Origin of the sequence: Rosenbergiella collisarenosi, from assembly GCF_018494085.1 — a bacterium.
Classification (GTDB): domain Bacteria; phylum Pseudomonadota; class Gammaproteobacteria; order Enterobacterales; family Enterobacteriaceae; genus Rosenbergiella; species Rosenbergiella collisarenosi.
The window spans coordinates 366,514-391,278 of sequence record NZ_JABBFP010000002.1 but is presented as its reverse complement, the minus strand read 5'-3'; the positions used below and the strand labels follow the sequence as shown (position 1 = coordinate 391,278).

Here is a 24,765-nt window from a genome sequence, read left to right as displayed (position 1 = left end):
GAGTGAAGTGAAATTAACGATGAACAAGCCAATCAATATCGAATGAATAGCGGTACTTCTTAGTTTCACTGTCCATAGTTTGCTGTCCCCACCGAACGACATACGCGACACCTTCAAGTGCATCGCGAATTGCGCTGGCCACGGCCAAAACTTCAGAGTCGCTATTAGCATAAACATCGATCTGTATACTAAAGCGGTCAATGTCAGGACGATTGCCTAAATAGTTTTCAGGCTCTCCACCCACGTTCTGCCATACTACGTAGGGGTAAACCACGTTGTCATAGTGCTGACCAAAGGGATAGAGCCTGACTGGTGAGGTTCCTAATAACTGCTTAACCGTTGCGTCTTTACTGCAGACCGCAAATATTGGGGCAATCATGGGTCAACTCCCTTTTTCTGTGCTCGTTTAATCGCGCGATCGATACCTTTTTCATACTCTGTGGTAAAGGTTGAAATAACCTCATTAACACTCGATTCGATGGCCGGGCGCATAATCGGCTGAGCTTTCATTTTCTCGGTACCAAACTCAAGTAATCGCCAGTGCGGTGTGGGTGCGTTCATCCCCTTATCAGGATGATTTTTCAGTACCGCGCCGTGCAATACGCCGACTCTGAAACCAAGGTTACCAGTACGCTTAAATAATCTACCGTTCCAGCGTAAAGCGATGTTATCGGCAATGCTACGACCCGTGTGAGGATCATCGGCACGTAACGCATTACTTCTTGCTTTGGCAGCAATAACGTTAGCAGCCTTACGCAGCGCAGCTCTTCCGCTTTTTCTGCGTAAGTCGTCCGATATCTCGCTAAGTTTACCCTTTAGCGCTGCAAGCCCCTCGATTTTAAGTTGAACGCCATCAGCCATCACTCACGCCCTCCTTTATCGCCAAGGTGAGGTATTCGATGCCGCTTTCTGGGTCAGGAAGTGCACCAATAATGTCGTAAATTTTACCGCGGTAAACAATACGGTCTTTATTGGTGATATCGGAACGATAACGAAGCGTGATACGCCCTGTTACTTCACTCTGCTCTGATTGCGCAGCGATAAACTCACGCACAGAAGAAGGCACGACTTCCGCCCAGAGTTTAGCCACTGAACTAAACCCTCTGGTGATTGCCCCCGTTTCAGGGTTTTGAGTTTCAATAAATCGCTGTAGCTCAACGCGGTGACGAAGTTTTCCAGCGTTCATCTAGCGATCTCCTAAGAGCCTTTGGCCGTGAAGATAGCCTTGTTGAGCTGCTTCCGAGGAAGCTTTTCGGATCTGAGCAATTTGCTCTTCTTTCGGCTGACCATTTAAGTAAACCTGAACACGATTCGGTTCGTCTTCCACTACGTCAGAATCATCGATTAACAGGGCTATTAGTTGCTGGTTGGATTCAGCCAGTTCCAGTATTGCCTTTGTCTGAGCTTGCTGGGCTTTCGTCTGTTCGTTTATCGCTAGAATTAGCGCTTCGACCATGGAGTCGTTCATTAGCTAACCTCATCATTTCTTTAACCCACGCGCGGCGGCGCTCACAACCTGCACAAGCCATGAGCTACACTCCGTAAATACGATAGGGTTGGAGTAGTGAATCAACAGCGAGATCGACGGCTGAAGAGCTACCATTGGTGATAACGGCTTCTCTGTTTGCGTACCAGTGCCCCACCAGCATAAGCATTGCAGTTTCAATATCAGCATCATAGAGAAGGCGAAACGGCTCACTCAGATAGTTAACATCGTCTGCTGAGTTAAATAGCTTCCTGCGAGTGTAGGTTTCGACATAACGAGAGGCTGCCTTTATTCTTGCCGAGATCCATGCGTCTTCGTCAGTATCACTACCATCGATTCGGCAATGCAGTTTCACCTGCTCAACTGTCAGCATCATCGACCGCCTTTTTGCCGCGAACACGTTGTGATGGTTTCGTTAGGGAGTCATTCTGGCTATCAATCTCGACCTTTTTGCTCACCGCTAACGTTGCGTAGCCGAGTAAAACGAGCTCACGTCCACGCTGCTCGGTAACTGTGAATGATTCACCTTCAGCGATAACGTCACCTGCTACTAACAGTGGTTTTTTCGCTAGTAGTTTCATAGAACCTCGCTTGAAAGGCGGCAGACTGCCGCCTATCTATCATTACTTCCCGGATGAATCACCAGAAGCTGCCGGCACGGTGAAGTCACCGTAAATGAATGCTTCAGGGCGCTTCACTGCAAGAGCCAAACGTTCTTCGCAGCGAATCGAGATCATGTTTTTCTCGAAGTCGTCGGAGTTTTCGGTGGAGATAACGACATTCGCATCTTCACGGTCGAACAGTTGCGCTGCGGCGTTAAATGCGCCGGTTAGGAACTTCCCTTGGAAAGCCGCGGCCTCTGTGGCGACAACAGGTAAGCCCCATAACGTTGGTCCGGTTAACGCGGAAGGATTAGCCAGAATGTAGCGGCCTAAACTGTCTTTAGTCAGTTCTATTTTCGCCCAATCAATAAAGTGCAGCACATGACCCGAGGCAGGGAAACGAGCAAGCTGAGCTTGTAACATAGCAAGACGCAGATCATCGATACCGTTCTGACTCGCAACGGTAAATTGTGCCGCAAACTTAGAGGCTTGCGGGACGATACCTTTTAAGTGCGCGCCAGTACCGTCACCGAACAGAATCTCTTGCTCTTCAACATACTTCAGCCCGTACTGCATCTCAGCATCGACAGTGGACTGTAACTGCGCAAAATCATCAAGGATCTGCTTAGATGCTTTAAACATATGGGCGATGGTGGTAACTGGCGTAATCTGTGTTGCAAACTGGATGTCGCTGTACGGCTTAGTCGTTCCCTCTGGTACAACTGCCGCCTTATTAGTAAAACCAGTTTGTTGAACCCAGAAGATAGCCGGTGCGCTGGTACGTCCCGGAGCGATAAGGTCTCGAATGAAGAGACGCTGTTTAGGTGCAGTGTCGATACCAGGCAAGCGTTGCGGCTGGACAACATCCTTCGCGACGTCAGTAGACAACAGTGCTGCGTTGATCGGGACACTAACCCGCTTTCCGCCTTCGATACTTGCTGCAAACGCCTTAAGTGCCTCAGAGCTAATGACTGTCTGACCAACTGTCTGGACAACTTGCTGCGCGTTTGCAAGTGGCATCTGAGCCACATGCTGCTCTAAATCACCGACTGATGCCTTAAGCGTTTTTAATGCTTCGTTCAGCGCATTATGTTCGGTAGCCAGTTTATCCACCGACTCTTTAGTTTGTGCAGATAACTGCCCAGAGTTTTTCGCTTCGTTAAGTGCTTCCTCAGCTTTTTTACTATAGGTGCCCGATACTTCATCGAGTTTCGCAGAGACTTGTTTTAATAGATCGTTAACTTCAGACATAAATTTTCCTTAATTGCCGAACGCGGCGATCGCGTTTTTGAGTTGAGCAAGATTTTCAGGGTTAATGTTTTCGGCAGCGCTCGGCGTACCCGTTTTATCAGAAGTAGCGCTCGGCATACTTCCTGTTAAGGCTTTAAGTAATTTTCTGCGTTCAGATCGCGGCGTATCAGATTTTGCGAGTAACGCATCAATCTTGCGCAGTGCTGCACTCGGGCTATCGTCTCCATCGGAGATCTCATCGGCAGATAACAATCGGTCAGCAAAACCTTTCTCAACTGCATCGCTGCCGCCGATATAGGTCTCTTCGTCCATCATGTTGGCAATATCCTGATTGCTTAGGCCAGTGCGGGCAGAATAGATATCGGCCATTGCTTGGTCGAAAGGCTCCATGTCGCTCGCAGCTTGAGATAAGTCATGCCGGTTACCCATAGCAATGACCCAGCAATTGTGGATCATCAGGAAAGCCCCTCGCCCAATTTGAATATCGTCACCAGCCATAGCGATCACCGATGCAGCGGAGGCGGCTAGCCCCAACACCTTTACGGTGACTTTTCCTTGGTATTCGCGAAGCAGGTTGTAGATAGCTAACCCCTCGAACATGTCGCCACCGGGTGAATTGATATTTACCGTAACATCGGCCCCACCAAGCGAGCGCAGTGCGCCAGAGATACGGCTAGCTGTGACACCGTCCCCCCAGTAATCAGCACCAATCACATCGAAGATTGAAATACTGTTGTCATCAGTATTGGCAGCTTTAATCGAACCATCCCAGCGCGCCAAGGTTGCAGCCGGAAGATCACGATTTTTAAGCGCAGCAGGTCGCCCCACCGGTGCAGCCGGTAGGCTTTTTATTTTCATGGGGTTCGCTCCTATGCCGCTTTAGTCAGCGGTGATTGCTCGAAGGGTATATCTGGAAAGAGATAACTGTGTAGTGACTTAATTTGTTTTGCCTGAGCTGCCTGGCTGTTCTGCTTGAGATCTTCCAATGGCGTTAAGTTAAGCTGCACAGTGTAAATATCGCCACCTTCAATTGGCGGTAGGTTTTCTAGTCGGCGCACGTCGTTTCGTGACATCCACCCATTTTGAAGGGCCGTAGTGTAGTAGGCAGAGCGCCCTGCACTATCAGCACGCAATAAACCTTCTACTGAAAACTCGGCAAACAAATCATCGTCACTATCTAAGAGGCAGCGGGAGATTTCTTGCTCAATATTTACTAGCATCGGGCGCAGTGTATTGGTGAGAAATTGTAGGTTCATACCTTCAACACTCGATGCCCAGCTACTCTGTTTATCAGCGTGGCCAACCATAAATGGGGGAACTCTGAACCAGCGACATATCTCCTCAATACTGAATGACCTAGACTCAAGCATTTGTGCGGCTTCAGGATTCATCGTGACGTTTTGGTACTTCAGCCCGCCCTCTAAAACCATAATCTTTCCTGCATTGCGCGATCCGGTAAAGGCTTGCATGTAGCCTCTAAGCCGTTCTCTCTGCTCATCATTCAAAGGCGTTTCTGCAGACAGAAAACCGGAGCTTTGCAAACCGTTCTCGAAAATTTTAGCGGCTGACTCTTCAACAGCCATTGCCGAGCCGATAACATCTTTACCAGCCATCATCGGCATCATGCCGCAGACACCATCTAAACCAAATCCGCGGATATGCATGATGTTTTTTACGGGGATGACACGCTGCCCTGAGGACTCGGTATAGGTATACTGCAGTGAACCATCGTCAAGACGCTTAACCACCATATTCTGTGGCAACAACGGGACAAGGGAGACCAACTTAGCGCCGATCATTTTCTTTTCGATGAAAGCGTTACCTCTTAAACACAGGCTAGCGACTAACATCAGCATAAACCGTGATGGTGTCATTTCTAAATTTGGTCGCCTACATAAGATCTTGTAAGCAGGATGATTGATAGCAACTTTACGCGAGCCATCAGCCTCTCGCTGGTAAATCTTTAACGGTAATGTTGATATTGATTCGCTGAGCAGTCGCACGCAGGCCCATACTGCAGAAAGATGGATAGCCTTCTCAGCCGATACAACTTTACCACTACTACTCCGCCCCATCCATTCTTGCCAAAATGTACCGGTGGTTAACTCGATAGGAACCCCCAGCCAGTTCAGCAGCGCGCTTTTTACTTTTCCGGGCTGTTTATGTATTTTCATCAGAAACCTATCATTATCGGGTTATCAAAAAATCCGCTGAGATCAGGCTTATCGTCCCCGCCGTTCAGTATCAAACGGCTTAATCCTGTAAACATGGCCACAGGGCCGTCGATTTTAGCTTCCGGAGTCGACTTATTCGGGAACACGTTGTCGTTTTTATCTGTCTTCGCAGTCACATTGCTCATCATCCAATTCATCACTGGGTGATTATCGTGATGAATCTTCCCGGCAAATGTCAGCGCTTCAACTTCCTTCATCGCTTCTGAGAGGTTACGAACCGTCTGAGCAACTTCTACCATTGGTACGCCTTCCTCCGCCATCGATAGACTAAATTGCACGGCACCCCATGGGTCAAACCCAACCTCACGAAGATTTTCGCCAGCAAGCCAAACAATCAGGTCCTCTTTAATCACTGCATGATCCACAACGTCACCGTCGGTAAGAATCAATGCGCCGGTTTCACTCCAGTTACGATAGAGTTCAGCCATCTGTCGAGAGCACCGATCTAGACGCCCTTCCGGTAGCCAAAATTTAAAATCAGCGTGAACGTGTCCATCGGGTGATCGCCACGTTTTAACGGCTGCGCAAATATCAATTTTGTTTGCCAAGTCCACGCCGACCCACAGTGGATAGGATTTCAATTCATGTTCTGGGGCAAGAGGCGGGCATGCCTCCCACTTCATAATATCCATCCAGGTTGTTTCTGCCGTTACCCAGATGTTTAAATGCTTAGTTAAAAAGTTATTACGAGCTGAAAACTGTTCGCGTGCTTTTTTTGCCAGCCTACGCATATCATCCCAGCGCTTACACACACCTAGCCCTGGGTTAGCTTTAGGCCATACGGTTTCATCGAAAGGGTCATCATCTTCGTCTAGCGTGTAGATAATCCCGAAAAATGAGTCATCATCTACCAGTCCGCTAAGGACTTTGGTTGCGTAGTCTCTGATTTCGTAACAGATCCCCTCTTTATTAAATCCTGATGTAGTGATTCCGAACAATAATGGCTGAGAACGGGCACCAGTAGCCGTTTCAAGAACGTCCCACACAGCCCGTGTTTTGTGTGCGTGTAGCTCATCAACAATCGCGCAGTGAATATTCAAGCCATCGAGGTTATTTGCATCACTGGACAATGGTTCAAACTTGGAGGCAGTGCGTTCTTGGAATATCGCCAGTTTATTGAAGTCAAAGAGTCGGCCAAGTGCTGCCTTTGACTGCTTTATCATGTTTATTGCATCGTTGAATACAATACGGGCCTGATCGCGCGTCGTCGCCGCTGAATATACCTCGGCACCACCTTCACCGTCTGCGCCGGCCATATAGAGCCCAATACCGGATGAGAGCGTAGATTTTGCATTTTTACGAGCAACTTCGCTGTAAGCGGTGCGAAAGCGACGAACCATTACCGGTTTACCTCGCTCGTTTACCACTTGTTTTCCTGTTTGCTCGTTAATCAGCGGCGTAATAAAGCCGAAAATATTGACCAGAATAAAAATATGCCAGTCCATCAGGTCTATGGGTTTTCCAGCAAGGTCGCCCTTAACGTGCGGTACAAATTTATAAAAATTAAGGATGTGTTGCGCGCGGCTTTCACTAAAGAAAATACCTCGCTCTTCACCATGCTGGAGATCGTTCAAAAAGCGGGAGCAGGCTTGTTTAACATATTTACCAGCAACGATATCGCCCGCCACGACTCTTTCTGCGTAGCGTATTCCATCAGCAACTTTAGCCATTAGTCTCTCGCTTTAAGAAATTCTTCCAGAGGATCTATCTCACTCGAGGTATTAGCATTCACTTTACTGCGCGCTGCCGGTGTCATGCCAAACTCAGACATCATCCCGCGTAACCGCTTCCAAGCATCCGCCATCATACCGACCCGGGGATGAGCCTTAATCAACTTATCGCCGGTCATGGTGGTCGTTGTGTAAGTTTCACCTTCCTCATCGAGCACATCGCGGTGTGTTCGCCACTCAACGTAGGCACCGATAAGTAACTCCAGCGCCATACCATCAAGCGTGGTGATCACCCCCATACAATCAAGCTCCTCCCCGAGTCGCTTGAACCAGTATTTTTCTTTTTTGCTGAAATGCTTCGGTGTTGGGGGTACCCCAGTCGGTGGTTTAGGTTCGTTCTTGTTGATGGGACGCTTTGATGGGTTACCGTTAATCAACCTCAATGGTGTCGGGGTTTTCGGTGGTCCTGGCATAATCGAAAACTCCTATTAATGATTGATTGGGGATCCCCATAAAAAAGTTTTCTAACCTGCGGCGATGCGAAAAAAGGTTAGGCGGCGGTCCCAAAGGCCTAAAGCCCTGAACTTTCGACCCGCCCTCCCCTGCAGCCACCCAAATGATATTGATTGTCATTTCTGATGATTTTTCGATGTTTCCGCCCATAGTGATGATAATGATTATCATTTGATGGCGATTTTCATCCTTTCTCGGCTGGTTTTCGCCTTGTGGCAAGGCACGCAGAGGCTTTCGAGGTTGTCCGGATGATCGGTACCCCCATGTGCTTTCGCCTTGATATGGTCAACGGTTGAGGCTGGTGATGGATGACCATCTCGCAAGCATTGCTGGCAGATATAACGATCACGCTTCAACGTTTCGGCTCGGAGTCTTGTCCAGGCTAAGCCATAACCACGCTGATGCCTTGATTGTCCACGTTGATGCTGTGACCAGCTTTCGCCTATATGTTCCGAGCAATAGCCAGAGCGGTCGGTAGTTGTACCACGGCAGCCACGCTTGCGGCAGGCGCGCGGGATTAACGCTGGCACTTGAATTCATCCAGATCAACTCGAACAGGATTCTCTGTCATCTCACCGTCGAGATAGAACACCACCGTCGCTGTCGATAACTCATTAGGACTGGTTGAGATATCTACAGATACCTGCCGATCAACTAACTGACCATCAACTGCTAATCCATAGCCCATAAACTGATCACCTCGATATAGGTGAGCTAGCTGTGCTTTCATAATGAGACTCCGTGAATCAGTATTATCGAGCACTCAATTATGAATGCTCTGTAATATCAACTCGCTTGGCTGCTATCACTAGCGGTCGTCGTTGATGTTGTAGTCACTCCTAACGCGGCAAGGGACTCTTTGGACTCTTGTACCGCTTTAATAGTGCGTGCAACCACGTCAGACTCAGCGTAAACACGACCATATTGCTGAATGAACAACTTATGTTTGAATGTGTCGTTCTGAGTAAAAGCCAACGCCTCGGTTACTGCTGCTGTGTCGTAGTTCAACGTCTGCAGCAACTCTAGCTGATTCTGTTGAACAGTAGTGACTGTCGTGTCTGTCATCTGTTATTGGCCTTCTGTTTTGCTGGTGTCTTTGGCTGCTGCCTTGGCTGCAACCGCGCTTTCAAACTTCGCTGCGATAAAGTTACGGATCACTTTGTACCCGCCGCTAATCAATAACAGCGCAGATACAGCCGTACTAAAACACAGCATTAATAGCTGGATGCCAGTCATTATTGTTTCCCTTGTTCTTGAAGTTGCCGAATGGCAGAGAGTTGGTTGTTGGCCTGCTCAATAGCTGCTAGTAATGGATTAATCCAAAGCACAGCCTGACAGTATGTCAGCTTGGCGGCGGCAGCGGTGTCAGTACCGGATCTGTTAGGCTGGATGGTAGCTTCTGGCACTGCGCTGGAGCGTAAACGGTTCGTGTACTGGAACAACCCGTTAGAAATATCAGTAGGCACAGCGTAATTGCAGGTCTTCTCAAATCGTAACGTCTCACGATATTTAACCACCACATTATCTGAATTAACCTGAACGGTTTGATTATCGCTACTGGTTGCCTTGGCTTGCTCATTGAACAATACCTGCTGAACTTGCTGGGCTTGAATTACTTTACCCTGCAGGGCTACTTGACCAACCGCCTCGTTCTTTTGGTCGATAGCTGATTTATAACGATAGGCAGCCGCTGAGCAAACGAGGATAGCAATAATAATTAAACCCATAATGACGGCAGCGAACAGTGATTCAGCCTTCATTTGTAGGCTTCTGGTATATCGTAGCCACCATGTTTCTTCCTAACGAACACCTTTATATGTCTATCAAAGTCTTTTGCGATAGCGTCTAAATTGGCCTTGTCAGACTCGCTATCATCACTGGTTTTTTGTTTGTATAGCGAGCTTTCAAATAGGTGCTTAATAACATTAGGCGTTGGTAGACAAATGCAAGCAGTATATATCTCGCCTTCTTTATAAAACTCATAATGTAGTTGAGATGGTTGCGTGTTCTTTGAGCATAGCGAGCTCAAAGTTGAGTGGATTTGATAGAGCTTATCGATATCAATATCACCATGTTTCTTAAACATCTCTAAGGCAATCTTACTGACACCGTCCGCAATTATTTCACTACTATTCATGTGACCCTCACAATACTCATACGAGTGCAGATTTAGCAATATTGAAACGCCGCTTGCGATCATCAAGCCCATTACGACCACCATTGATAATCAATGTCACACGCTCAATATCACCGCTATAAAGCATGCAACTCTTACTGGTAAAGAACCAAGCGGCAGACCGCGCTGCATTGATATCACTCTCAAGTAATTGAGGTTCAGACAGCAAGTCAGCTTTGATACCAGCACCGCACTTGGCGTAATTCTCTAGCCCAGTGATTTGGATTAGGCCGCGTCCTCGATACTTCCAACCATCATCACGAGCCTTATTACCCATGCGGTTGTAGTAAACAAGATTAGCAATCGCTTCTTGATTAGCGGGTTTAACAGTAGAACGCCCCAGTGCATAAGCTTGCTGATTAGTGATGCGTGAACCAAAAGTGGTTAATAAGGCCGCTGGCGTGTAATTAAAGCTTTCCTTTAACGCCGTAAATCCACCTGATTCATGTCCAACTTGAGCAATAAACATCGCTTTGTCGTTGCCTGCGGTGATACCAAACTCAGCCATGGAATCCGTGATCGGTTGAAACCAGCGCGTAGCTACTCCGGCGCTGATATTAGCCGCCTTCTGAAATTGTTGAAGATTCATATTAGATTCTCAGATCAACAATCCGCGCCAAGTTACCCCGTACCCTGAATACGGTGACACAGACTATTAGGTTTACGAGGACGATGGACCAGTGAGTGTGGTGATACAAACCAACCAAGTAGCGGATGGGCACGTTACCGTAGATAACAACTACCAACCAAGCCAACCATGAAACATACGGGCGATGACTAGCATCACCACGACGATAGAATGAGATGGCCAACACAATCAATAAGCTCAGGATCGCATTGAACATCGCTGCATATTCATTTATTAGCATTGCCACTTCCCCCGCGGAATCGTCCTAGGAAGTTGGTAAGGTCATAATTACTGATTGTCGTCAGTGCTTTGACTGCTAACGCTGAGACAATTACCGCTCCCAAGGCATCGAGTGGTTGATCGGTGTACCCTGTCCAGTGAGTGAGGTATGAGCCCACCAGCCCAGAACAAAGCACACCAGATAAATATGAGACAAAGAAATAGGCGATACGGCGTATATGGCTGAGATCAGTTGCTGTCGCAATGTAGAACGTCGCGCCAACAAAAGCCCCAAATAACACGCCGTAATCAGCGCCAGTCAGTAAGCCATAAAGACTTACCCCGGTAAGGGCTGTTGCAGCAGCTCCGGTACCGGATATAGGTTCGGACATTACGCCCCCTCAATGTGCGGATTGAATCCTCCCGCTCGGCTGAGGGGATTGTGTGTGGAGTAGAAATAAAAAAACCTCCGAATGGAGGTTTAAGGGTGGTGATTCTTTCTAATGATACTGATTAGCTTCTGTAACCATTTAGGTAATGGTTTCCGCCAAATTTTTTTTGCAGCGTCTTTCGCTTCTGTCTCAGAAAAACCATATTTTTTCATTAAATTCTTTGCTGACTTATACTCAAAAATTCTATTCGCAAGATAGAAAATCACCGGTAAGCAGAATTTGAGTAAAGTTATAGCAAGGATGAAAGGCGTCATAACAGAAAAATGATGCCAGATACTAGACGTTACTGATTCGAGGGATTTCATTAGTTACCTAATAAGCCCTTAGAATAAAGGGCTTCAGAATTTTGTTGCTTCAGCTAGATACAGCACTGCAAGCATACGTATATATGATCATTTCTTGGTTCAAATATCAAGCTTTATTTTTATCAAATGCATCTGATAAAGGCTGGAATAACGCGTAGTCAGCAAACTTTAGCCAGGTATCAATTCTACGGCGACAGGTCATGAAACTTAGTTCTGGGTGTTGTGCTTGCATTTCCTCTGCCAAACTACGAATACTTCGGCCTTTGCCCCTATATTTCCTGTGCAGTAAATCTATCAAACTACCCGGTAGAGTCTGCCCTACCGCTCTATCAATCTTGCACGCTTCTTCATCGGTACAGAATGCAAGGTAACTTTTATTATTCCCGTTCAACATTTCTTGGAAGAACTCCAACAGGTGCTCGCGTGTAGTGCCGGATTTATGCAACTCACGAATAATTTTATTCAGCGCGTCCTTAGATACCTTCTGCGTGGATAGTATCTGGTTAAACATATTCCCGCAGCTACCACCGCCTATCGTAGACCAGCGGACCCACATCTTGATCTTACCCTGTACCCAGATACGGTCCAGCGTGTTTAAGTGGCAATGCTCGTTACTCGTTCCAACTTCTGATGGATATATCATTATAGGTCTCCACACCCAATAATTAACCAATCACACCGACTGCAATCGCGTGATCGAAGAATCGGAAAAACAGCTCAAGCTGCGTTCCGTATTTGTTTTCAAACTTACTCTGGTCTGCGTGTAATTCATCATGATGCTTTCTGCATAGAGGGATCACAAACAGGTCATGCGCTTTGGTACCCATTCCGCCCTGCCCGTACCCGATGATGTGGTGAGGGTCGTCAGCCGGTTGGCCACAGCAAGCACAGGATTGAGATTTTACCCATCGAGTGTATTTCTCATTAATCCAACGCTTACGCTTAGGCCTGCGCATGAATGACTCTGGTGACTCGGGATCAACTCCTATTGCTAATACTTGTTTTACCGCTTCGGCTCCCTCCTCAATGATATGCCGACCTGAATTATCAAATGGCAATATCGTTGATTCCTTTTGTGGACCAGAAAGTATCTCTGCTGGTGGTCGTTTGAGGATCGCCCGCACTGCACCTTCTGGTAGTAAGTGGACCAAGCCCTTTACGAACGACCAGCAACACAGCTCCGGTAAAGTCAGCTGGTGGCCCTCTGGAAGAGTTAGGTTATAAATTACTCTCCCGATCACCCAATTAGCTGTATTCAGCTTTGCAATATCTTGGAGTGGTTGCGGAATGTGAACATTGCGAAAATTATTATCGTGGGTGTAGCACAGAGAAACATAACCGGTACCGGACTTTAAAGTCGTGTAATGCTTATGGTGGTATTCCTCTGACTCAAACTGGCAGCAATGAAATCGCCTTACGTGATCTCGAAGCACTTCACTACCGCCAGCCGCTGCGATTACTTCGTCCTGGCACATGAAATCTATAATTGAAGGGTTATCCATGAGCGGCTGCGCTGAATCACTTAAGCGACCGGCTGGAGTATCTCGCAAATTTTCAGGCACGTTAGAGACCAGTACCTTGCCGGAACGGAATAGAGAAAGCAGCTCATTGCCCGGCTTGAAAATTACGGTACCAGTTAGCGGCGCTACGTCTGGAGTTAATATAGCTCTCACGTAAACCTCAGCTTACTGTCTCAAGTAACTTCAATAACGAATGGAACTTCGACTCAAAGAAATGAGGCTGGGTCTCTCTTGGATTAGCGGGGCTTGTGATATTCTTTCCATACATGCAGCCTTTTGCACTAAGCGACCAGAATTGCTTGATCCCACCAACACCACTTCTACTTGGCCTTTGTTTGTGCTCAATGATCCCTAGCTTCTCAAGCTGCCTATATACCTGATTAGCAGATAACCCGATACCGTGGTCTTTGAGCAAGTAACTCAGCGCCTTGGTCGGCCTACTGGAACCATCAACAGCATCGCTCGGGGCGTCGATAGCGTAGACCGGCATAATGTTTGGGATCCCAGCAAATTGTTGTAATTTTTGGAATCCAGCCAGTTTAGAGGAGTTGGATAAGTTAAGAAGTTTTGATGCTGACTCTAAGAGAATAACACCCGCTTGAATCTGCTCGTTTACTTTGGCAGGGTTGATTGAGGGAGCTGAGCTAATCTTATCGAAAGTACGAATAACTTTGAGGTGAAACGCAGCGCTGACCCACATTGCGTAAGCATAGACCAACTCACGACATACATAGGTACCGCCATTACGCCCTTCTATGGTAACTACGGGAATCACCGTAGTTTCTTTTTCGAGCTCTGCAATCAGATCTTTGGTCTGTTTGAGCCTCAGCCACTCATGGGGATTATCTTTTTTCTCACTGCCAGCTGCTCTATGTAAATCGTTAACCATCATTCGATTTTCGATATCTTCACGTACAGCAACGGCGTCAATAATTAACGTCTTGTTCATACTTTTCTCCACACAGTTTTTATATCGGCCCCGCCCCATCATCTGCAAATGAACGGGACCAACCTTAGCCAGCGAACCTAACCCACCAGCATTACTAATATAACCTTTTTTACTGATCGTGTAACCAGTAGTTTAATGATATTTGAGCTTAAACCCCTCTTCTAAAAGAAGAACCACCACAGCCGAAAGACATGGGTTATTAGTTTTACAAAGTGATCCTGCATAAAGAGCAACCCACAGCTTGATATTTCCATCATCGTCATATTCAGGCGTGATGGTAATCCCCTTCTCAGCAATAACAGGGCCTGATGAAACCCAAGAGTTACAATAATCTGGAATGTTAGAAGTAGGTTCGTGGCCCATAATGATATGAACTTTATGATTAAGCTCTTCTTGAGGCATTTCAAGATAATTCACTTGGCCACCCCCGAAAGACTTGAGCATATTGTTGATGGTGTGAAGGTATGAACTCCCATTGCGTTTAAGGCAGCGCAAACAGAGGGATCATCATCAACAGCGAATAGAATATTATGGCCACCAGCCAGTATCTTTCTGACCACCTCGGCTTTGTACTGTGACGGCGGGCAGGAAACATTATGGGGGCGCATGAATAACTCGGTGGAAGGAACTTCACGGCCGACATTATCTGACAGCCAGTTAACTGTACTTTCCCTAAAGTTTTCCTGACGACTTGTTAGGATCACCGTGTAATGTGCCTTGTTCATCGCCTTATAAAATTCAATACCCGCACCAATAGCTTTATCGTTAACGCATTCAGCAACAAATTCATGCCAATACTCGTTAATATGCTGAACTTCGCGGGGCGGTACCAAGTGAGCTCGATGTGAGTTATCACAGATAACACCATCAAGATCGAAAATAATTACATCCATTGTTTACCTGCCTATTCTTAACATTGCATAACCAATGTGCGCCATTGCGCGCTGGCCTCGTATGGAGAAATTTACTCTTGAATGGAATACATTTTCATCATCTCGCTTGAAATTAAATTCCCTCAACCACACCACATCAATAAGCAAATCACATGGAACAGCAAATTCTATGTAGGACTCAGTTGCAGAAAACAGCCACTCCCTACTGGCGTAATCTATCGATTTCTTGAGTGCCTTAAAGACTTTGGCAAATTCATTAGCTCTCTTAATTACAGCTTCGACTCTTACCCTTTCTTCTTGTCGCTTTGCTATATCTTCTAGTTCGGACCGATCCATTATTCACCACCTTTCTCTAAGCTTCGTTCCAATGATTTATGGCGCTATTAGCTGATTCCATCGTGTGGCCTTGGTTTTGACACTCAGAGCAAGCAACGTAATACCATCTGCCTCTTAATCTAGTTTCCTGTGCCTCGCGGAAGACAAAAGCATCAGCGCCACAGGTACATTTTTTTATATTCATACCCATCCCTAACTTAAGTGGTTAGTCGCTGTAACAACGATCCCAATAGCAATGTTGAGAACTATTAGCCTGAAAATTAATGCTGGCCCCAGTAATTTGAACTGGTTACTCCAATTGATGAAGCTCATGACAAGAACCAAACCCGGAACGAATAATGCCCACAATAAAATCTCTACTAAATCTCTCATACTCTCTCCAATTGATACGTTCCGGTGAATGGTTGAATTGAGATCTCCGCTGCTCCGCCTTTAACGATATCGGCCCAACCTATGTCCATATGCTTAATTTGGCTGTCGTCTTCCCAGACGCCCGCATGGGTCAGGCTGTCGAAGATCGCTTTTAAGTAGTTATCCAAATCACGGCGGCGTTTGTCCGGAGGGCTCAACTTCAATGTAATTTGAACCGGTCCTGTCATAGGCTTAGGGATTCGCTTTAACTGCTCAACGACAGCCGCAATAGCATTCGCTCGGAATATGCGCCCGGAGGCACTGATTAATACTCCCGTTTTAGTAAAACGCCAGTAGGTGTTCACCGTCGGTGGGAAAGGTAAGATTATTTTCATGCTGCCCTTACCTCTCGGCCAATTTGCTCGAGCGTGTGTTTCGATACAGTGGTGATCAGTCGTCTTGGGTTAGTGAATGGGCGCCAGATTAATAGCATTGAGCCCTTACTATTGCCCTTCTTCTCTTTACCGGTACCCGCATGAACGAAATTAACCCGCCCATCGGTGATCACCCTTACCTCGTCCACCGTATCGAGGGCCTTACTGAACCAGCCCACCGACATATCTTCTGGTACCAGGAGAACTACCGCTTTGTGTTGCTTGCGTGATTGCTCAGCGGCTTTCTCAACCCATGGGAAGATTTTGCTATACGGCGGGTTACACCAGATCGCACCATGGCTTTCCCAGTCACGTTCCAGTGCGCTGGTTTCTTCGGTAAAAAATTGCGTGCACAGCGCGTTATGCTTACTCGCTGCAACGTCCAACCAGAAACCGAACTCAATATCTAAAGCGTCGAATAACCACACTGGGGTTTGCCAGCAGTCCTTATCGTCAGCGTCAGTAGTAGATTTAAGTGTCACGTGTTATTCCTTAAAATTGACCTGGTCCAGAACCTAAGCAACTAGAGATATCGTTCAGTGCCATTCGCCCCGCCATCTCGCCCATGCTCTCGTAACACACCCGCTTTACCTTGCTCTCGCAGTTCTGAATGTGTTTAACCGCTTTAGTACGAAGGTGAACCTCGCTGGTGCTATCGAACGCTGCTTGCCATGCTGTTTGCGCGGTACGGTACCGACCAGAGGTTTCGTACTTTTCGGCGGCTTGCGCGTGTTTGTAAAACTCTGGGTTACTCAGTGATAAATTTTCACCTAGTAAAAATGCCCAGCGCCCGGAGTAAATTTTTGCTTCGCCACTCTCAACCAAATCACTAATAAACTTGCTGACTTCTCTGCGTCCGATCCCCGTCTTTTCGCTAATTTCAATCGCAGTTAGCGGCTGGTCAGGGCTTAAAACTTTCAGTATTTCCGCTTTTCTGTCCATCAAACCACCCTGAACCCTGAGATTCCGCCCTGATCGACCTCAGAGACTTTAGTGAAATCTTGTTTATGATTAGCTGCCAGTTTCAGCGTTAATTCATCCCACTTAGCGCGCAGTTTGCATGGGGACTTAACGTTGGTTTTCCAGAAATCATCCTTGTTAGCCAGACTGAATAGTTCACAGATTGACTTGTGGTTTCTCCCGTCTTGTTCGCACATCAAGCGAACCTCATTCGACCAGCTAGTGAAGTCAGGCTCCTTGGGTAACTGCAGCGGAGTTCCGTCTTGAGTGGTGGAGGATTGATATAATTTTGTCACCTTCCCCCATATCCATTTCGCGCAAATTAAATCCGCCTCTGAACCCCATTGGCGTTTTTTGGTGTTGAAAACGACAGCTTCAGGATGCTTAGCAAGAAAATTATTATTTTCGTCCTGGGATTCGTAAGAATTCCCGGACATAGGGGTTTTAGTGATCTGTAAGTCTGTATCTGTGTATGGATCTGTATAGAGATAGGATTCCGCGACTTCGCGGCTATCATTCCCCGACTTCGCGGTTTCCATTTCGTGACTTTGCGGAATGGATTCCGTAACTTCGCGCTTTCCATTCCGCGACTTCGCGGAATCGGAATTGCTAGGAAAAATAGCTCTGATTAGCTTCTTATCATTAATTTTATAATGTTTAACAGGCGTTCCATTTACCTTTCTGCTATCTGTCTCAATCACGCCGGGAAGAAGTTTTTTGACTAGCTTATCGACTAACCTTGCAACCTGATCGTCACTTAGCCCGCCAACTTCTTCACCTAGTTCTTGATGTGTTTTATAGAACCAACCATCAGCAATACTTGAGTGGCCTGACCAAAAAACGAGTTGATTAAGGACTGCAGCAAGAGCATGAGCTTGTTGCTCGCCTTTGAAAAATTTCAGGTAAGGTCTAGGTATCGTTATAGTGCTTCTCTGCCCAGACATTTCTTGGACGATGTCAAAAATTCTACTCATAACTCAACCTTCCTGAACTTCTTAGGCCAGTCACGCCGAGGGCACACGCATTCGTACGGGTAATCTGCATAGCGAAAAATGACTCGGTGATTAACAATGTCGACTCCGACTGTTTCGACTTCGATACCTCTGGGATCTGTATAACGCTGAACCCATGGCTTAATGACTTCGTCTTCCATTGGCTATCCTTTTTCAACATCAACTCAACATCACCCACCAGCCACTCAACCCAGCTGTGGTTAACTTCCTCCCATTGACCCAGTATCATTTGGTCATAGCAGTAAATAAACGACTCATCTGAGGATCTGACTTCCCGTACCCGCAGTTGTGGTAATACCGTTTCTGCTGTTACAATGCTCATGCGATTGATTCTCCACACAATGATTTAGTCGCAACCGGACGCCCTGAGCTGCAACTTGGGGCGTTCACCTTTTCTGGCTTACAAAAAATCTGATAAACCAATGTCGAGTGCTCCTGAAGCTTGCTGATTACTTGGTAAAGATCTTGTTCAATAGCTTCCTTCTCATGTCTCTCAACAACACCATCGCTGATCGCGTCACGAACCTGCTTTGAATAGGCAGAAACCTGCTCTAATGCTTCAAGTAAGCGCTGATTGATGTCCGCATTTTCTATCTCGTCTAAATCATCCGGGACCGGAACGAATACTCCACCAGCTGCCTTAGCTACTGCGTGAGATACAAAATTCGTGTTGCCTGCCTTTTCTAAAACAGCAACCCATCCCATTGGGAAAACCTGATCTCCATCAGCACGCAGGCGGTTGAATAGTGAGTTTTCAGTAACGCCTAACCATTCAGCGGCTTCCGCATAGCCACCTGGTAATTCAGTGATAGTTTTCTTCACTGCTTTAATATACCAATCGGGTTGTTTCTCTACTTTCCAGTTTTTCTGATCCACGGTTACTACCTCTCTTCTGTGGTGCTTAATAATCTAAAAAACAGTTACCCTAGCTTGGGTAGAGGTCTGGTCTCAGCTTGCTCCTTGAAACACCCGTCACTGACTCAATGGCGATCACGTGTTTCGATGGTGTTTTCTGAGAACGGTTTACCCAGTTCCAAACCTGTTGCTGCTTAACATTGGTACAGGTCAATTTAGAGATTCTTCTTGCTAGCTCAGACTGGCTTCCGGCTAATGCTATAGCCTCTTTTAGTGCGCTGAGTTCAGTGGTCATGGGTTTTCCTATCTAGTTAACCTTAAGTTGTGAATATACAACATATACAACCAATATAACAACTTTTAGGTGTTGGAAAGTTAAAACGTTAAGTTGTAATGTGCGCATAGAAGAGGAGATAGTTGTGGGCACATTGGCAGAGCGATTGAAAATCGCGAGAGAAAAGCTAGGTTTGAGCCAGCAGCAGTTGGCTGAGCTGGTAGGTGTATCCCAGCAAGCTATAGGGAAAATAGAGGGTGGCGTTACCCTTCAGCCTAGAAATTTAAAAACTATTGCGGAGAAGCTGTCAGTTTCTGCTCATTGGCTTCAATTTGGCGAATTAGACTCTAACGGTCAGAAAACCACTTTTGTTATTAAAGAGTGGGAGGAAACTCAGCAGGATCAGAGCATCTTTACGGAGATACCTATTTTGGATGTAGAACTTGCTGCTGGAAACGGTTGTATGGCGGAAATCATCGAAAATGAAGAGTCTACATTCCCCTTTAGGAAAGATGATTTAAGATCTTCCGGTGTTTTTGCTGATAATGCCAGAATAGTAAAAATAAATGGTAGCAGCCTGTATCCGGTTCTAAAAAATGGGGATCTAGTTGCGGTAGACTTGAGTAAGAAAAAGCCAATTCGTGATGGTGACTTATACGCAGTGCGAGACGGTGTGTTATTACGGGTCAAGGTTCTGATAAATAGGCCTGATGGTGGGGTAATACTGCGATCCTTTAACAAAGAAGAATACCCGGATGAAGTTCTTACCCTCAAAGAATCTTTCGAGAGAATAACTGTTATAGGCCGGGTATTCTGGTCATCAAGAAGTTGGTAAAAACTTTATAAGATCATCTTCACCGATGATCTTAATACCTGATATTTTTATATCTCTGTATTCAATGGCTTTTTCAATTTTTCTTCCATGTGAAGAAAACTTCCAATCTCTCGAAGATAGGGTCCCTACTACTAGAAAATTAGTTTTTTTAGTGATTGAGTCACTTATTCTACCGCCGTGCTTTTTAATCAGCGATTCGACGCTAGTTCTTCTCCCCATGATGAACTCACCGGTTAAGCAGAATGTTTGCCCGTCTAATTTTAGATCATAGATTACATCGCATGGTAGCCTTGTGGCCATTCCATCCGTTACGCCATCCTCTAGGCTAGCACCACTAAATAAATTTACAGCCTCATAAAGTTGTTTGCTTTCTTCTGGGGTTATTATTCCATCCGACAATATCTCGCTCACCAAACGGTGCAGATCTTTACCGGGATAGTTATTTCTAAGCATTGAGTTTTGAGCTAGCCACCAATCAAGGTAACGCACCTCACTATCTGAGATTTTTTTATCAGCGGCTATACCTTTGCAAAGACCAAGTAAAAGGTTCACGTCTGCATCAATGCTGTAAAAATCAATACCAGGTAAATCTAACAACTCTCTTTGTATCGCATGAAGAGATGCCTTTAGCTCTATAAGGTCCTGAGTGTTCATTCCCGATACCAAAACAGATTCAACCTTATAAACAAGTGACTTTACCGTTGAGTTACTTGATATCTGCTGAGCTTCAGCTAACCAGTTATCTAAAAAAACAACCTCGGCCTTATCTACTAAATCGTCCGCCAATATCCCATCGATAATACTAACTAAGTTATTGAACAGCTTATCTCTGATCGATGAATAGTTATAAATTTCAGTTTGAGTTGTCATGCTTTCTCCATTTTTTAACCATCCTCTACCTAAAATTAAAAGCAATCAAACCACATAAAGTTGTTGACGGGATCATTTATAACAACTAAATTACACCTTAAAGTTGTTGAGCAATATAATCCATGCACCCATCCGACGATAGAAAGGTGACGGTATGTACAAGAGAAAGGCTAGCAAGAGAAGCTTTATCAAAGCACCTGGTGGTTTTGTGTGGAAACCGATGTATGAAAAATGCCCGTGCTGTGGATTTGATTTAAATAAGGTGCCAGATTCCCTTGTAAAGAAGGTAGAGACCGAAGAGGCAGAGGATAGTACCAGTAAGGCTATAAGCTCTTTTATAGCCCTCGCCTTTAAATCTCTGTCCTCCTACTTCCGTAATAACGGTCATTAATGGGTGGTTTTTCCATTCGCCGAGACCTAAAAATATGCCACCTAAGCAAGACTGTAGCGTTTCTTTAGTTGGTAAATTAGGAAGTAGGCCTGATGCACAGGCTAAAAATACAACGGTACAGATTGAAATAACAACTTTGTACCAACTGTCTAGTTTTAGTGATGGTATGGGATTGTTCATAGTAATAATCAGTGTGTAAGTGAACAAACAACTTATCACTAAGATAAATGATTTATAAGTTAAATCCATGCACCCAGCCGGCGGTGGTGAGAAACACCGGCAGTGACAGCAGAACGTGTGACCTAACCGGTTTGACGATTAATCCGGAGCTGGGCGACTCCGCACAAGGTTGTTTATCTGAGATGTCACCGACTTGCCAGCGTTACTGGCAACACAACGGAAAGAGCGCGGGCGTTAAAAACCACAACGACCTCGGCAACGGTAGTCCGAACCCGGTGAGGGTTGCCAATAGTAGGCGTGGATCGCTCTTTTTCCGTTGTGGCGTTCTCAAGTGAGATGCAACGTAGGCCAATGCAAAGACCCGAATAATCGGCTGAGTTGCAGAAGTTGGCAACCAATACGAAAACTGAGCGGCGGGAAGTAAGTGAGTTAACGCCTCAGTGTCACAACATCCTCCATGTGTGGAGACCCGCAGGCTGTGGGCTTTTGCAGTAGGTCCACCAGCCAATTTTTCCAAATTTAATTATTGCCATTACGGCAAGGGCTTTCTGCAGCCTGAAATTGGAGAGTTAATCGTGAAAATACCAAGTTTTAAGAACGCTATCGTTTATAAAGCAACGCTTCCTAGCCAAGAACCGTTGGCCAAGCACCTAGAAGAACTACCCTACTCCCCTGTTGGTGAAACTGAGTTCTCTCGCTCGTCGTTCGTACCGCATCCTGTCACCGGCGAACTAGTAACGCCGATCACTGGCGGTTTTATGTTTGTAGTGCGTGTAGATCAGAAAATTATCCCTACCGACGTGATTAACGAAGAAGTGAACAAGCGTGTATCCGCAATTGAAGGGCTACAAGAAGCTAAAATTACCAAAGACGAGAAAGCGGCAATTAAAGATAACGTGACTGTGGATCTTTGCCGTCTGGCTTTCGTTAAATCCACTCTGGTCTTGGCGCTGTACCACGAAGAATCAAAGCTGCTATTCGTTAATACAACCAGCAAAAAATTAGCATCCTTAACCTGCTCGATGCTAGTCAGAGTAGTGGGATCTATTAAGACAGAAACCATCCATATCAGTGACATCAAAAATGGCCTTACTACCCGTTTAAAAAATCATTTATCCGGTGATGCGGACGCTTTTGATGGGTTCAATATTGGTAACTACATCCGTTTATCTCGCCTAGCCGACGATAAAGAAATTATCACCTACTCTGCAGGCCTCGACTCAGTTTCAGAAGAGGTGTCGGACAGCCTTAACACAGGTTTCATAGTCGAGAGCATGGAGCTTTGCCTCAGTAAAGCTAGTTTCGTTTTAACGGATAAATTTCAATTTAAGAAAATTACTACTTATAGCGAATATTCTCCAAGAGATGAAGACGATGAAGCGGGTGCATACCGTAATGCCGCTAGTGCCGATCTGTTCATCATGACTAAAGCCGTTGAAGGTCTCTGTAGTTTGCTTGAATACAAAGAGCCTGAAGAGTCTAGCGAATAATTCACCCATGGCGCTCACTGAGAGCGCTTAAACCGATTGCAGTCGAGTGTGGAGAGTAAAGTGGAAAAACAAACTAAAGAACGCGGCATTATCTTCAACGGTGAAATGGTTAGAGCCATTCTTGATGGGCGTAAAACGCAGCACCGTATTCAGGTCAATCTTCCTGTGATAGGTATCAACATGGGCTGTGAAATTGCAGGTAACGAGCTTGCTGGAGAAATAAATTCAGGGTGCTACTGGAACAGTAAGCTAGGAAAACCAGGTGACCGCCTATGGGTGAGGGAGACGTGCTATGCAACTAAATCTACCCCTCATGGAATCAGAGCAGTTGCCTATCCGGCAGACAATGAAATCAAAATTATTGAATACGCTGATCAACACATAGAGAAGTGGGAAACCCTCTTTAACTACTGTAATGCTGTTGCTGAGCAAGTGCCATCAACCCTAATGCCCCGATGGGTTTCACGCATAACGCTTGAGATTACTGATATTCGGGTAGAGCGGTTACATGCCATTACGTTGGGTGATATTTGCAAAGAAATAGGATGTGGTCTTTATGACTTCATACCGGCTACCCACGGGTTTTTAGTATGGGAAGAAACTTGGAAATCAATCCACGGCCAAGATAGCTGGCAGTCTAACCCTTGGGTGTGGGTCGTCGAGTTTAATCGAGTGGAGGCAGCATGATTGCATTAACACAAGAGAAGCGTGAAGAGTTGAACACCTTCATCAATGCCAGTATCGAGCAACGATGCACGGTTTACACGTTGAAAAAGCAACGTGAATTAGAAGAACTACGCGACCAAATAGCCCTAGGGGTGCTAACGGCAGAGCCAGTGGCAGAAATTAAATGTCTTGAGGATTTATCACTAGAGGTTCTCAATGTGTCTGACGGCTTTAATTTGGGTCGCCACGCGGTCTTCACCGCCCCGCCAGTGCCGGAGATTAATTTGCCCCATGAGTTAATGGATTTAGTCAAAGCAGTAGAGTTTTATCACTCGGTTAAAGCTGAAAATCCCGACACTGAAACAGGTATGTGGAGGGATGCTTACGATTGGATAAAGAAGGCAGCAGTAGAAGCCGCACCAGTGATTAAACGCCTAAACGGATTGGGGGAGTGATATGTCATCTCAAATATTAGATATGTGCTGCGGCTCACGCATGTTCTGGTTCGATAAGCAGGACGATAGAACAACGTTCTGCGACATCAGAGAAGAAGAGCATATTTTATGTGATGGTCGCCATTTGGTAATTAGCCCAGATGTCGTGGCCGACTTTAGCAACTTACCCTTTAAAGATGAATCATTCGCCCAAGTGGTATTCGATCCCCCTCATCTAGTCCGTGCCGGAGAGAACAGCTGGATGCGTAAAAAGTATGGTTGCCTTAACAAAGAAACATGGCGGAATGATATTACCGCTGGATTCAAAGAAGCATTTAGGGTGCTGCGGACACACGGCACTTTGATTTTTAAATGGAACGAAACACAGATACCAGTGAGTCAGATAATTGAGCTTACCGACCAGAAGCCAACAATCAGACAACGCGCCGGAAAAGGTGATAAGACGCACTGGATTATATTCTTGAAATCCGAAGAATTGGGGGATTGATGGACCGTAGAGTTGAGATAGTTAACCAGGCCATTAAGCTGGCTAATAGATTTTATCAGCAGCACGGTTATGTTAGCCGAGAAGGGTTTAAATTCTGGCTATCACCTCACCCTCAAGAGAGGCTCATGTTCGAAATGGCCTGCGCAGCATTTGATTTTTTGAAGGGTACCGAGGTGATGGACATCGTAAACGAACTGGAAGAAGAAGGGTTATTATGAAAACTCAAATGCAATTAGCCAACCGCGCAAGGAGTGGAAAGCTTTCTGTCGG

41 protein-coding genes are annotated in these 24,765 nt (G+C 45.9%); 6 read left to right on the top strand and 35 right to left on the bottom strand.

Annotated features, from left to right (window positions below; genetic code table 11):
• Positions 1-13: 13 nt before the first annotated feature.
• From HGT70_RS04780 to HGT70_RS04620, 33 genes are all read right to left on the bottom strand, one after another.
• Positions 14-379, bottom strand: coding sequence for a DUF3168 domain-containing protein (locus HGT70_RS04780; RefSeq protein WP_214195069.1), 366 nt, complete (start codon positions 377-379; stop codon positions 14-16).
• On the bottom strand, positions 376-861 hold the full coding sequence (locus tag HGT70_RS04775) for an HK97-gp10 family putative phage morphogenesis protein (protein WP_214195068.1): 486 nt from the start codon (positions 859-861) through the stop codon (positions 376-378). The genes HGT70_RS04780 and HGT70_RS04775 overlap by 4 nt, the downstream gene beginning before the upstream one ends.
• On the bottom strand, positions 854-1,186 hold the full coding sequence (locus HGT70_RS04770; RefSeq protein ID WP_214195067.1) for a phage head closure protein: 333 nt from the start codon (positions 1,184-1,186) through the stop codon (positions 854-856). The genes HGT70_RS04775 and HGT70_RS04770 overlap by 8 nt, the downstream gene beginning before the upstream one ends.
• Positions 1,187-1,468, bottom strand: coding sequence for a hypothetical protein (locus HGT70_RS04765; RefSeq protein WP_214195066.1), 282 nt, complete (start codon positions 1,466-1,468; stop codon positions 1,187-1,189).
• Between the two features lie 64 nt (positions 1,469-1,532).
• Entirely contained in the window at positions 1,533-1,859 is a 327-nt protein-coding gene (locus tag HGT70_RS04760; protein WP_214195209.1) for a head-tail connector protein, read from the bottom strand.
• The gene (locus tag HGT70_RS04755; RefSeq protein WP_214195065.1) at positions 1,846-2,067 is read right to left on the bottom strand and encodes a hypothetical protein; all 222 of its coding nucleotides are present in this window, start codon (positions 2,065-2,067) and stop codon (positions 1,846-1,848) included. Before HGT70_RS04755 ends, HGT70_RS04760 begins: the two co-directional genes overlap by 14 nt.
• 42 nt (positions 2,068-2,109) lie before the next feature.
• Entirely contained in the window at positions 2,110-3,339 is a 1,230-nt protein-coding gene (locus HGT70_RS04750; protein ID WP_214195064.1) for a phage major capsid protein, read from the bottom strand.
• Between the two features lie 9 nt (positions 3,340-3,348).
• Positions 3,349-4,197, bottom strand: coding sequence for a head maturation protease, ClpP-related (locus HGT70_RS04745; RefSeq protein ID WP_214195063.1), 849 nt, complete (start codon positions 4,195-4,197; stop codon positions 3,349-3,351).
• Positions 4,198-4,208: 11 nt separating this feature from the next.
• Positions 4,209-5,513, bottom strand: a complete 1,305-nt coding sequence (locus HGT70_RS04740; RefSeq protein ID WP_214195062.1) for a phage portal protein — start codon at positions 5,511-5,513, stop codon at positions 4,209-4,211.
• On the bottom strand, positions 5,513-7,243 hold the full coding sequence (locus HGT70_RS04735; RefSeq protein ID WP_214195061.1) for a terminase large subunit: 1,731 nt from the start codon (positions 7,241-7,243) through the stop codon (positions 5,513-5,515). The genes HGT70_RS04740 and HGT70_RS04735 overlap by 1 nt, the downstream gene beginning before the upstream one ends.
• Complete coding sequence (locus tag HGT70_RS04730) at positions 7,243-7,716, bottom strand: phage terminase small subunit P27 family (protein ID WP_214195060.1); 474 nt, start codon at positions 7,714-7,716, stop codon at positions 7,243-7,245. Before HGT70_RS04730 ends, HGT70_RS04735 begins: the two co-directional genes overlap by 1 nt.
• A 207-nt stretch (positions 7,717-7,923) precedes the next feature.
• Complete coding sequence (locus tag HGT70_RS04725) at positions 7,924-8,286, bottom strand: HNH endonuclease (protein ID WP_214195059.1); 363 nt, start codon at positions 8,284-8,286, stop codon at positions 7,924-7,926.
• Positions 8,274-8,486, bottom strand: coding sequence for a hypothetical protein (locus HGT70_RS04720; RefSeq protein ID WP_214195058.1), 213 nt, complete (start codon positions 8,484-8,486; stop codon positions 8,274-8,276). Before HGT70_RS04720 ends, HGT70_RS04725 begins: the two co-directional genes overlap by 13 nt.
• Before the next feature lie 56 nt (positions 8,487-8,542).
• Entirely contained in the window at positions 8,543-8,821 is a 279-nt protein-coding gene (locus tag HGT70_RS04715; protein ID WP_214195057.1) for a DUF2560 family protein, read from the bottom strand.
• A gap of 3 nt (positions 8,822-8,824) precedes the next feature.
• Positions 8,825-8,992, bottom strand: a complete 168-nt coding sequence (locus tag HGT70_RS04710; RefSeq protein ID WP_157725269.1) for a DUF1378 family protein — start codon at positions 8,990-8,992, stop codon at positions 8,825-8,827.
• Complete coding sequence (locus tag HGT70_RS04705; RefSeq protein ID WP_214195056.1) at positions 8,992-9,516, bottom strand: hypothetical protein; 525 nt, start codon at positions 9,514-9,516, stop codon at positions 8,992-8,994. Before HGT70_RS04705 ends, HGT70_RS04710 begins: the two co-directional genes overlap by 1 nt.
• Positions 9,513-9,893 carry a hypothetical protein gene (locus HGT70_RS04700; RefSeq protein WP_214195055.1) on the bottom strand — a complete coding sequence of 127 codons (381 nt, stop codon included), beginning with the start codon at positions 9,891-9,893 and terminating at the stop codon, positions 9,513-9,515. Before HGT70_RS04700 ends, HGT70_RS04705 begins: the two co-directional genes overlap by 4 nt.
• A gap of 16 nt (positions 9,894-9,909) precedes the next feature.
• Positions 9,910-10,521 (bottom strand): glycoside hydrolase family 19 protein, encoded by a 612-nt coding sequence (locus tag HGT70_RS04695; protein WP_214195054.1) that lies wholly within the window; start codon positions 10,519-10,521, stop codon positions 9,910-9,912.
• Position 10,522: 1 nt separating this feature from the next.
• Positions 10,523-10,801: a phage holin family protein gene (locus tag HGT70_RS04690; protein ID WP_214195053.1), complete on the bottom strand. Its 279-nt coding sequence runs from the start codon at positions 10,799-10,801 to the stop codon at positions 10,523-10,525.
• The gene (locus tag HGT70_RS04685; RefSeq protein WP_214195052.1) at positions 10,788-11,171 is read right to left on the bottom strand and encodes a phage holin family protein; all 384 of its coding nucleotides are present in this window, start codon (positions 11,169-11,171) and stop codon (positions 10,788-10,790) included. Before HGT70_RS04685 ends, HGT70_RS04690 begins: the two co-directional genes overlap by 14 nt.
• Before the next feature lie 471 nt (positions 11,172-11,642).
• Positions 11,643-12,179: a DUF1133 family protein gene (locus HGT70_RS04680; protein WP_214195051.1), complete on the bottom strand. Its 537-nt coding sequence runs from the start codon at positions 12,177-12,179 to the stop codon at positions 11,643-11,645.
• Between the two features lie 22 nt (positions 12,180-12,201).
• Positions 12,202-13,209, bottom strand: a complete 1,008-nt coding sequence (locus HGT70_RS04675) for a DUF968 domain-containing protein (RefSeq protein WP_214195050.1) — start codon at positions 13,207-13,209, stop codon at positions 12,202-12,204.
• A gap of 7 nt (positions 13,210-13,216) precedes the next feature.
• A complete protein-coding gene (locus HGT70_RS04670; RefSeq protein ID WP_214195049.1) occupies positions 13,217-14,005 on the bottom strand; it encodes a KilA-N domain-containing protein in 789 nt (262 codons plus the stop codon).
• Positions 14,006-14,137: 132 nt separating this feature from the next.
• Complete coding sequence (locus tag HGT70_RS04665) at positions 14,138-14,422, bottom strand: hypothetical protein (RefSeq protein WP_214195048.1); 285 nt, start codon at positions 14,420-14,422, stop codon at positions 14,138-14,140.
• Entirely contained in the window at positions 14,419-14,898 is a 480-nt protein-coding gene (locus tag HGT70_RS04660) for a phosphatase domain-containing protein (protein ID WP_214195047.1), read from the bottom strand. The genes HGT70_RS04665 and HGT70_RS04660 overlap by 4 nt, the downstream gene beginning before the upstream one ends.
• A 3-nt stretch (positions 14,899-14,901) precedes the next feature.
• On the bottom strand, positions 14,902-15,234 hold the full coding sequence (locus tag HGT70_RS04655; RefSeq protein WP_214195046.1) for a hypothetical protein: 333 nt from the start codon (positions 15,232-15,234) through the stop codon (positions 14,902-14,904).
• Positions 15,235-15,602: 368 nt separating this feature from the next.
• Positions 15,603-15,980 carry a RusA family crossover junction endodeoxyribonuclease gene (locus HGT70_RS04650; RefSeq protein WP_214195045.1) on the bottom strand — a complete coding sequence of 126 codons (378 nt, stop codon included), beginning with the start codon at positions 15,978-15,980 and terminating at the stop codon, positions 15,603-15,605.
• Entirely contained in the window at positions 15,977-16,501 is a 525-nt protein-coding gene (locus tag HGT70_RS04645) for a phage N-6-adenine-methyltransferase (RefSeq protein WP_214195044.1), read from the bottom strand. Before HGT70_RS04645 ends, HGT70_RS04650 begins: the two co-directional genes overlap by 4 nt.
• 10 nt (positions 16,502-16,511) lie before the next feature.
• Entirely contained in the window at positions 16,512-16,961 is a 450-nt protein-coding gene (locus HGT70_RS04640; RefSeq protein ID WP_214195043.1) for a hypothetical protein, read from the bottom strand.
• Positions 16,961-17,953: a replication protein 15 gene (locus tag HGT70_RS04635; protein ID WP_214195042.1), complete on the bottom strand. Its 993-nt coding sequence runs from the start codon at positions 17,951-17,953 to the stop codon at positions 16,961-16,963. The genes HGT70_RS04640 and HGT70_RS04635 overlap by 1 nt, the downstream gene beginning before the upstream one ends.
• Positions 17,950-18,132 carry a DUF4222 domain-containing protein gene (locus HGT70_RS04630; RefSeq protein WP_214195041.1) on the bottom strand — a complete coding sequence of 61 codons (183 nt, stop codon included), beginning with the start codon at positions 18,130-18,132 and terminating at the stop codon, positions 17,950-17,952. Before HGT70_RS04630 ends, HGT70_RS04635 begins: the two co-directional genes overlap by 4 nt.
• A 178-nt stretch (positions 18,133-18,310) precedes the next feature.
• Positions 18,311-18,868 (bottom strand): YmfL family putative regulatory protein, encoded by a 558-nt coding sequence (locus HGT70_RS04625; RefSeq protein ID WP_214195040.1) that lies wholly within the window; start codon positions 18,866-18,868, stop codon positions 18,311-18,313.
• A gap of 49 nt (positions 18,869-18,917) precedes the next feature.
• Entirely contained in the window at positions 18,918-19,142 is a 225-nt protein-coding gene (locus HGT70_RS04620) for a transcriptional regulator (RefSeq protein WP_048913400.1), read from the bottom strand.
• Positions 19,143-19,266: 124 nt separating this feature from the next.
• On the opposite strand from HGT70_RS04620, the gene HGT70_RS04615 reads away from it, so the two are divergent.
• The gene (locus HGT70_RS04615) at positions 19,267-19,956 is read left to right on the top strand and encodes an XRE family transcriptional regulator (protein ID WP_214195039.1); all 690 of its coding nucleotides are present in this window, start codon (positions 19,267-19,269) and stop codon (positions 19,954-19,956) included.
• Here the strand turns inward: HGT70_RS04615 and HGT70_RS04610 are convergent.
• Both HGT70_RS04610 and HGT70_RS04605 read right to left on the bottom strand, forming a co-directional pair.
• A complete protein-coding gene (locus tag HGT70_RS04610) occupies positions 19,942-20,826 on the bottom strand; it encodes a BRCT domain-containing protein (RefSeq protein WP_214195038.1) in 885 nt (294 codons plus the stop codon). The genes HGT70_RS04615 and HGT70_RS04610 overlap by 15 nt on opposite strands.
• A 253-nt stretch (positions 20,827-21,079) precedes the next feature.
• The gene (locus tag HGT70_RS04605; RefSeq protein WP_214195037.1) at positions 21,080-21,466 is read right to left on the bottom strand and encodes a hypothetical protein; all 387 of its coding nucleotides are present in this window, start codon (positions 21,464-21,466) and stop codon (positions 21,080-21,082) included.
• Between the two features lie 506 nt (positions 21,467-21,972).
• Between HGT70_RS04605 and rdgC the strand changes: the two genes are divergently transcribed.
• The 5 genes from rdgC (at position 21,973) to HGT70_RS04580 (ending at position 24,713) form a co-directional block, all read left to right on the top strand.
• Positions 21,973-22,887, top strand: a complete 915-nt coding sequence (gene rdgC / locus HGT70_RS04600; protein ID WP_214195036.1) for a recombination-associated protein RdgC — start codon at positions 21,973-21,975, stop codon at positions 22,885-22,887.
• 105 nt (positions 22,888-22,992) lie between these two features.
• Complete coding sequence (locus HGT70_RS04595) at positions 22,993-23,574, top strand: hypothetical protein (protein ID WP_214195208.1); 582 nt, start codon at positions 22,993-22,995, stop codon at positions 23,572-23,574.
• Positions 23,571-24,008, top strand: coding sequence for a hypothetical protein (locus HGT70_RS04590; protein ID WP_214195035.1), 438 nt, complete (start codon positions 23,571-23,573; stop codon positions 24,006-24,008). Before HGT70_RS04595 ends, HGT70_RS04590 begins: the two co-directional genes overlap by 4 nt.
• A 1-nt stretch (position 24,009) precedes the next feature.
• A complete protein-coding gene (locus tag HGT70_RS04585; protein ID WP_214195034.1) occupies positions 24,010-24,495 on the top strand; it encodes a class I SAM-dependent methyltransferase in 486 nt (161 codons plus the stop codon).
• Positions 24,495-24,713, top strand: a complete 219-nt coding sequence (locus HGT70_RS04580; RefSeq protein ID WP_214195033.1) for a hypothetical protein — start codon at positions 24,495-24,497, stop codon at positions 24,711-24,713. Before HGT70_RS04585 ends, HGT70_RS04580 begins: the two co-directional genes overlap by 1 nt.
• Positions 24,714-24,765 lie beyond the last annotated feature (52 nt).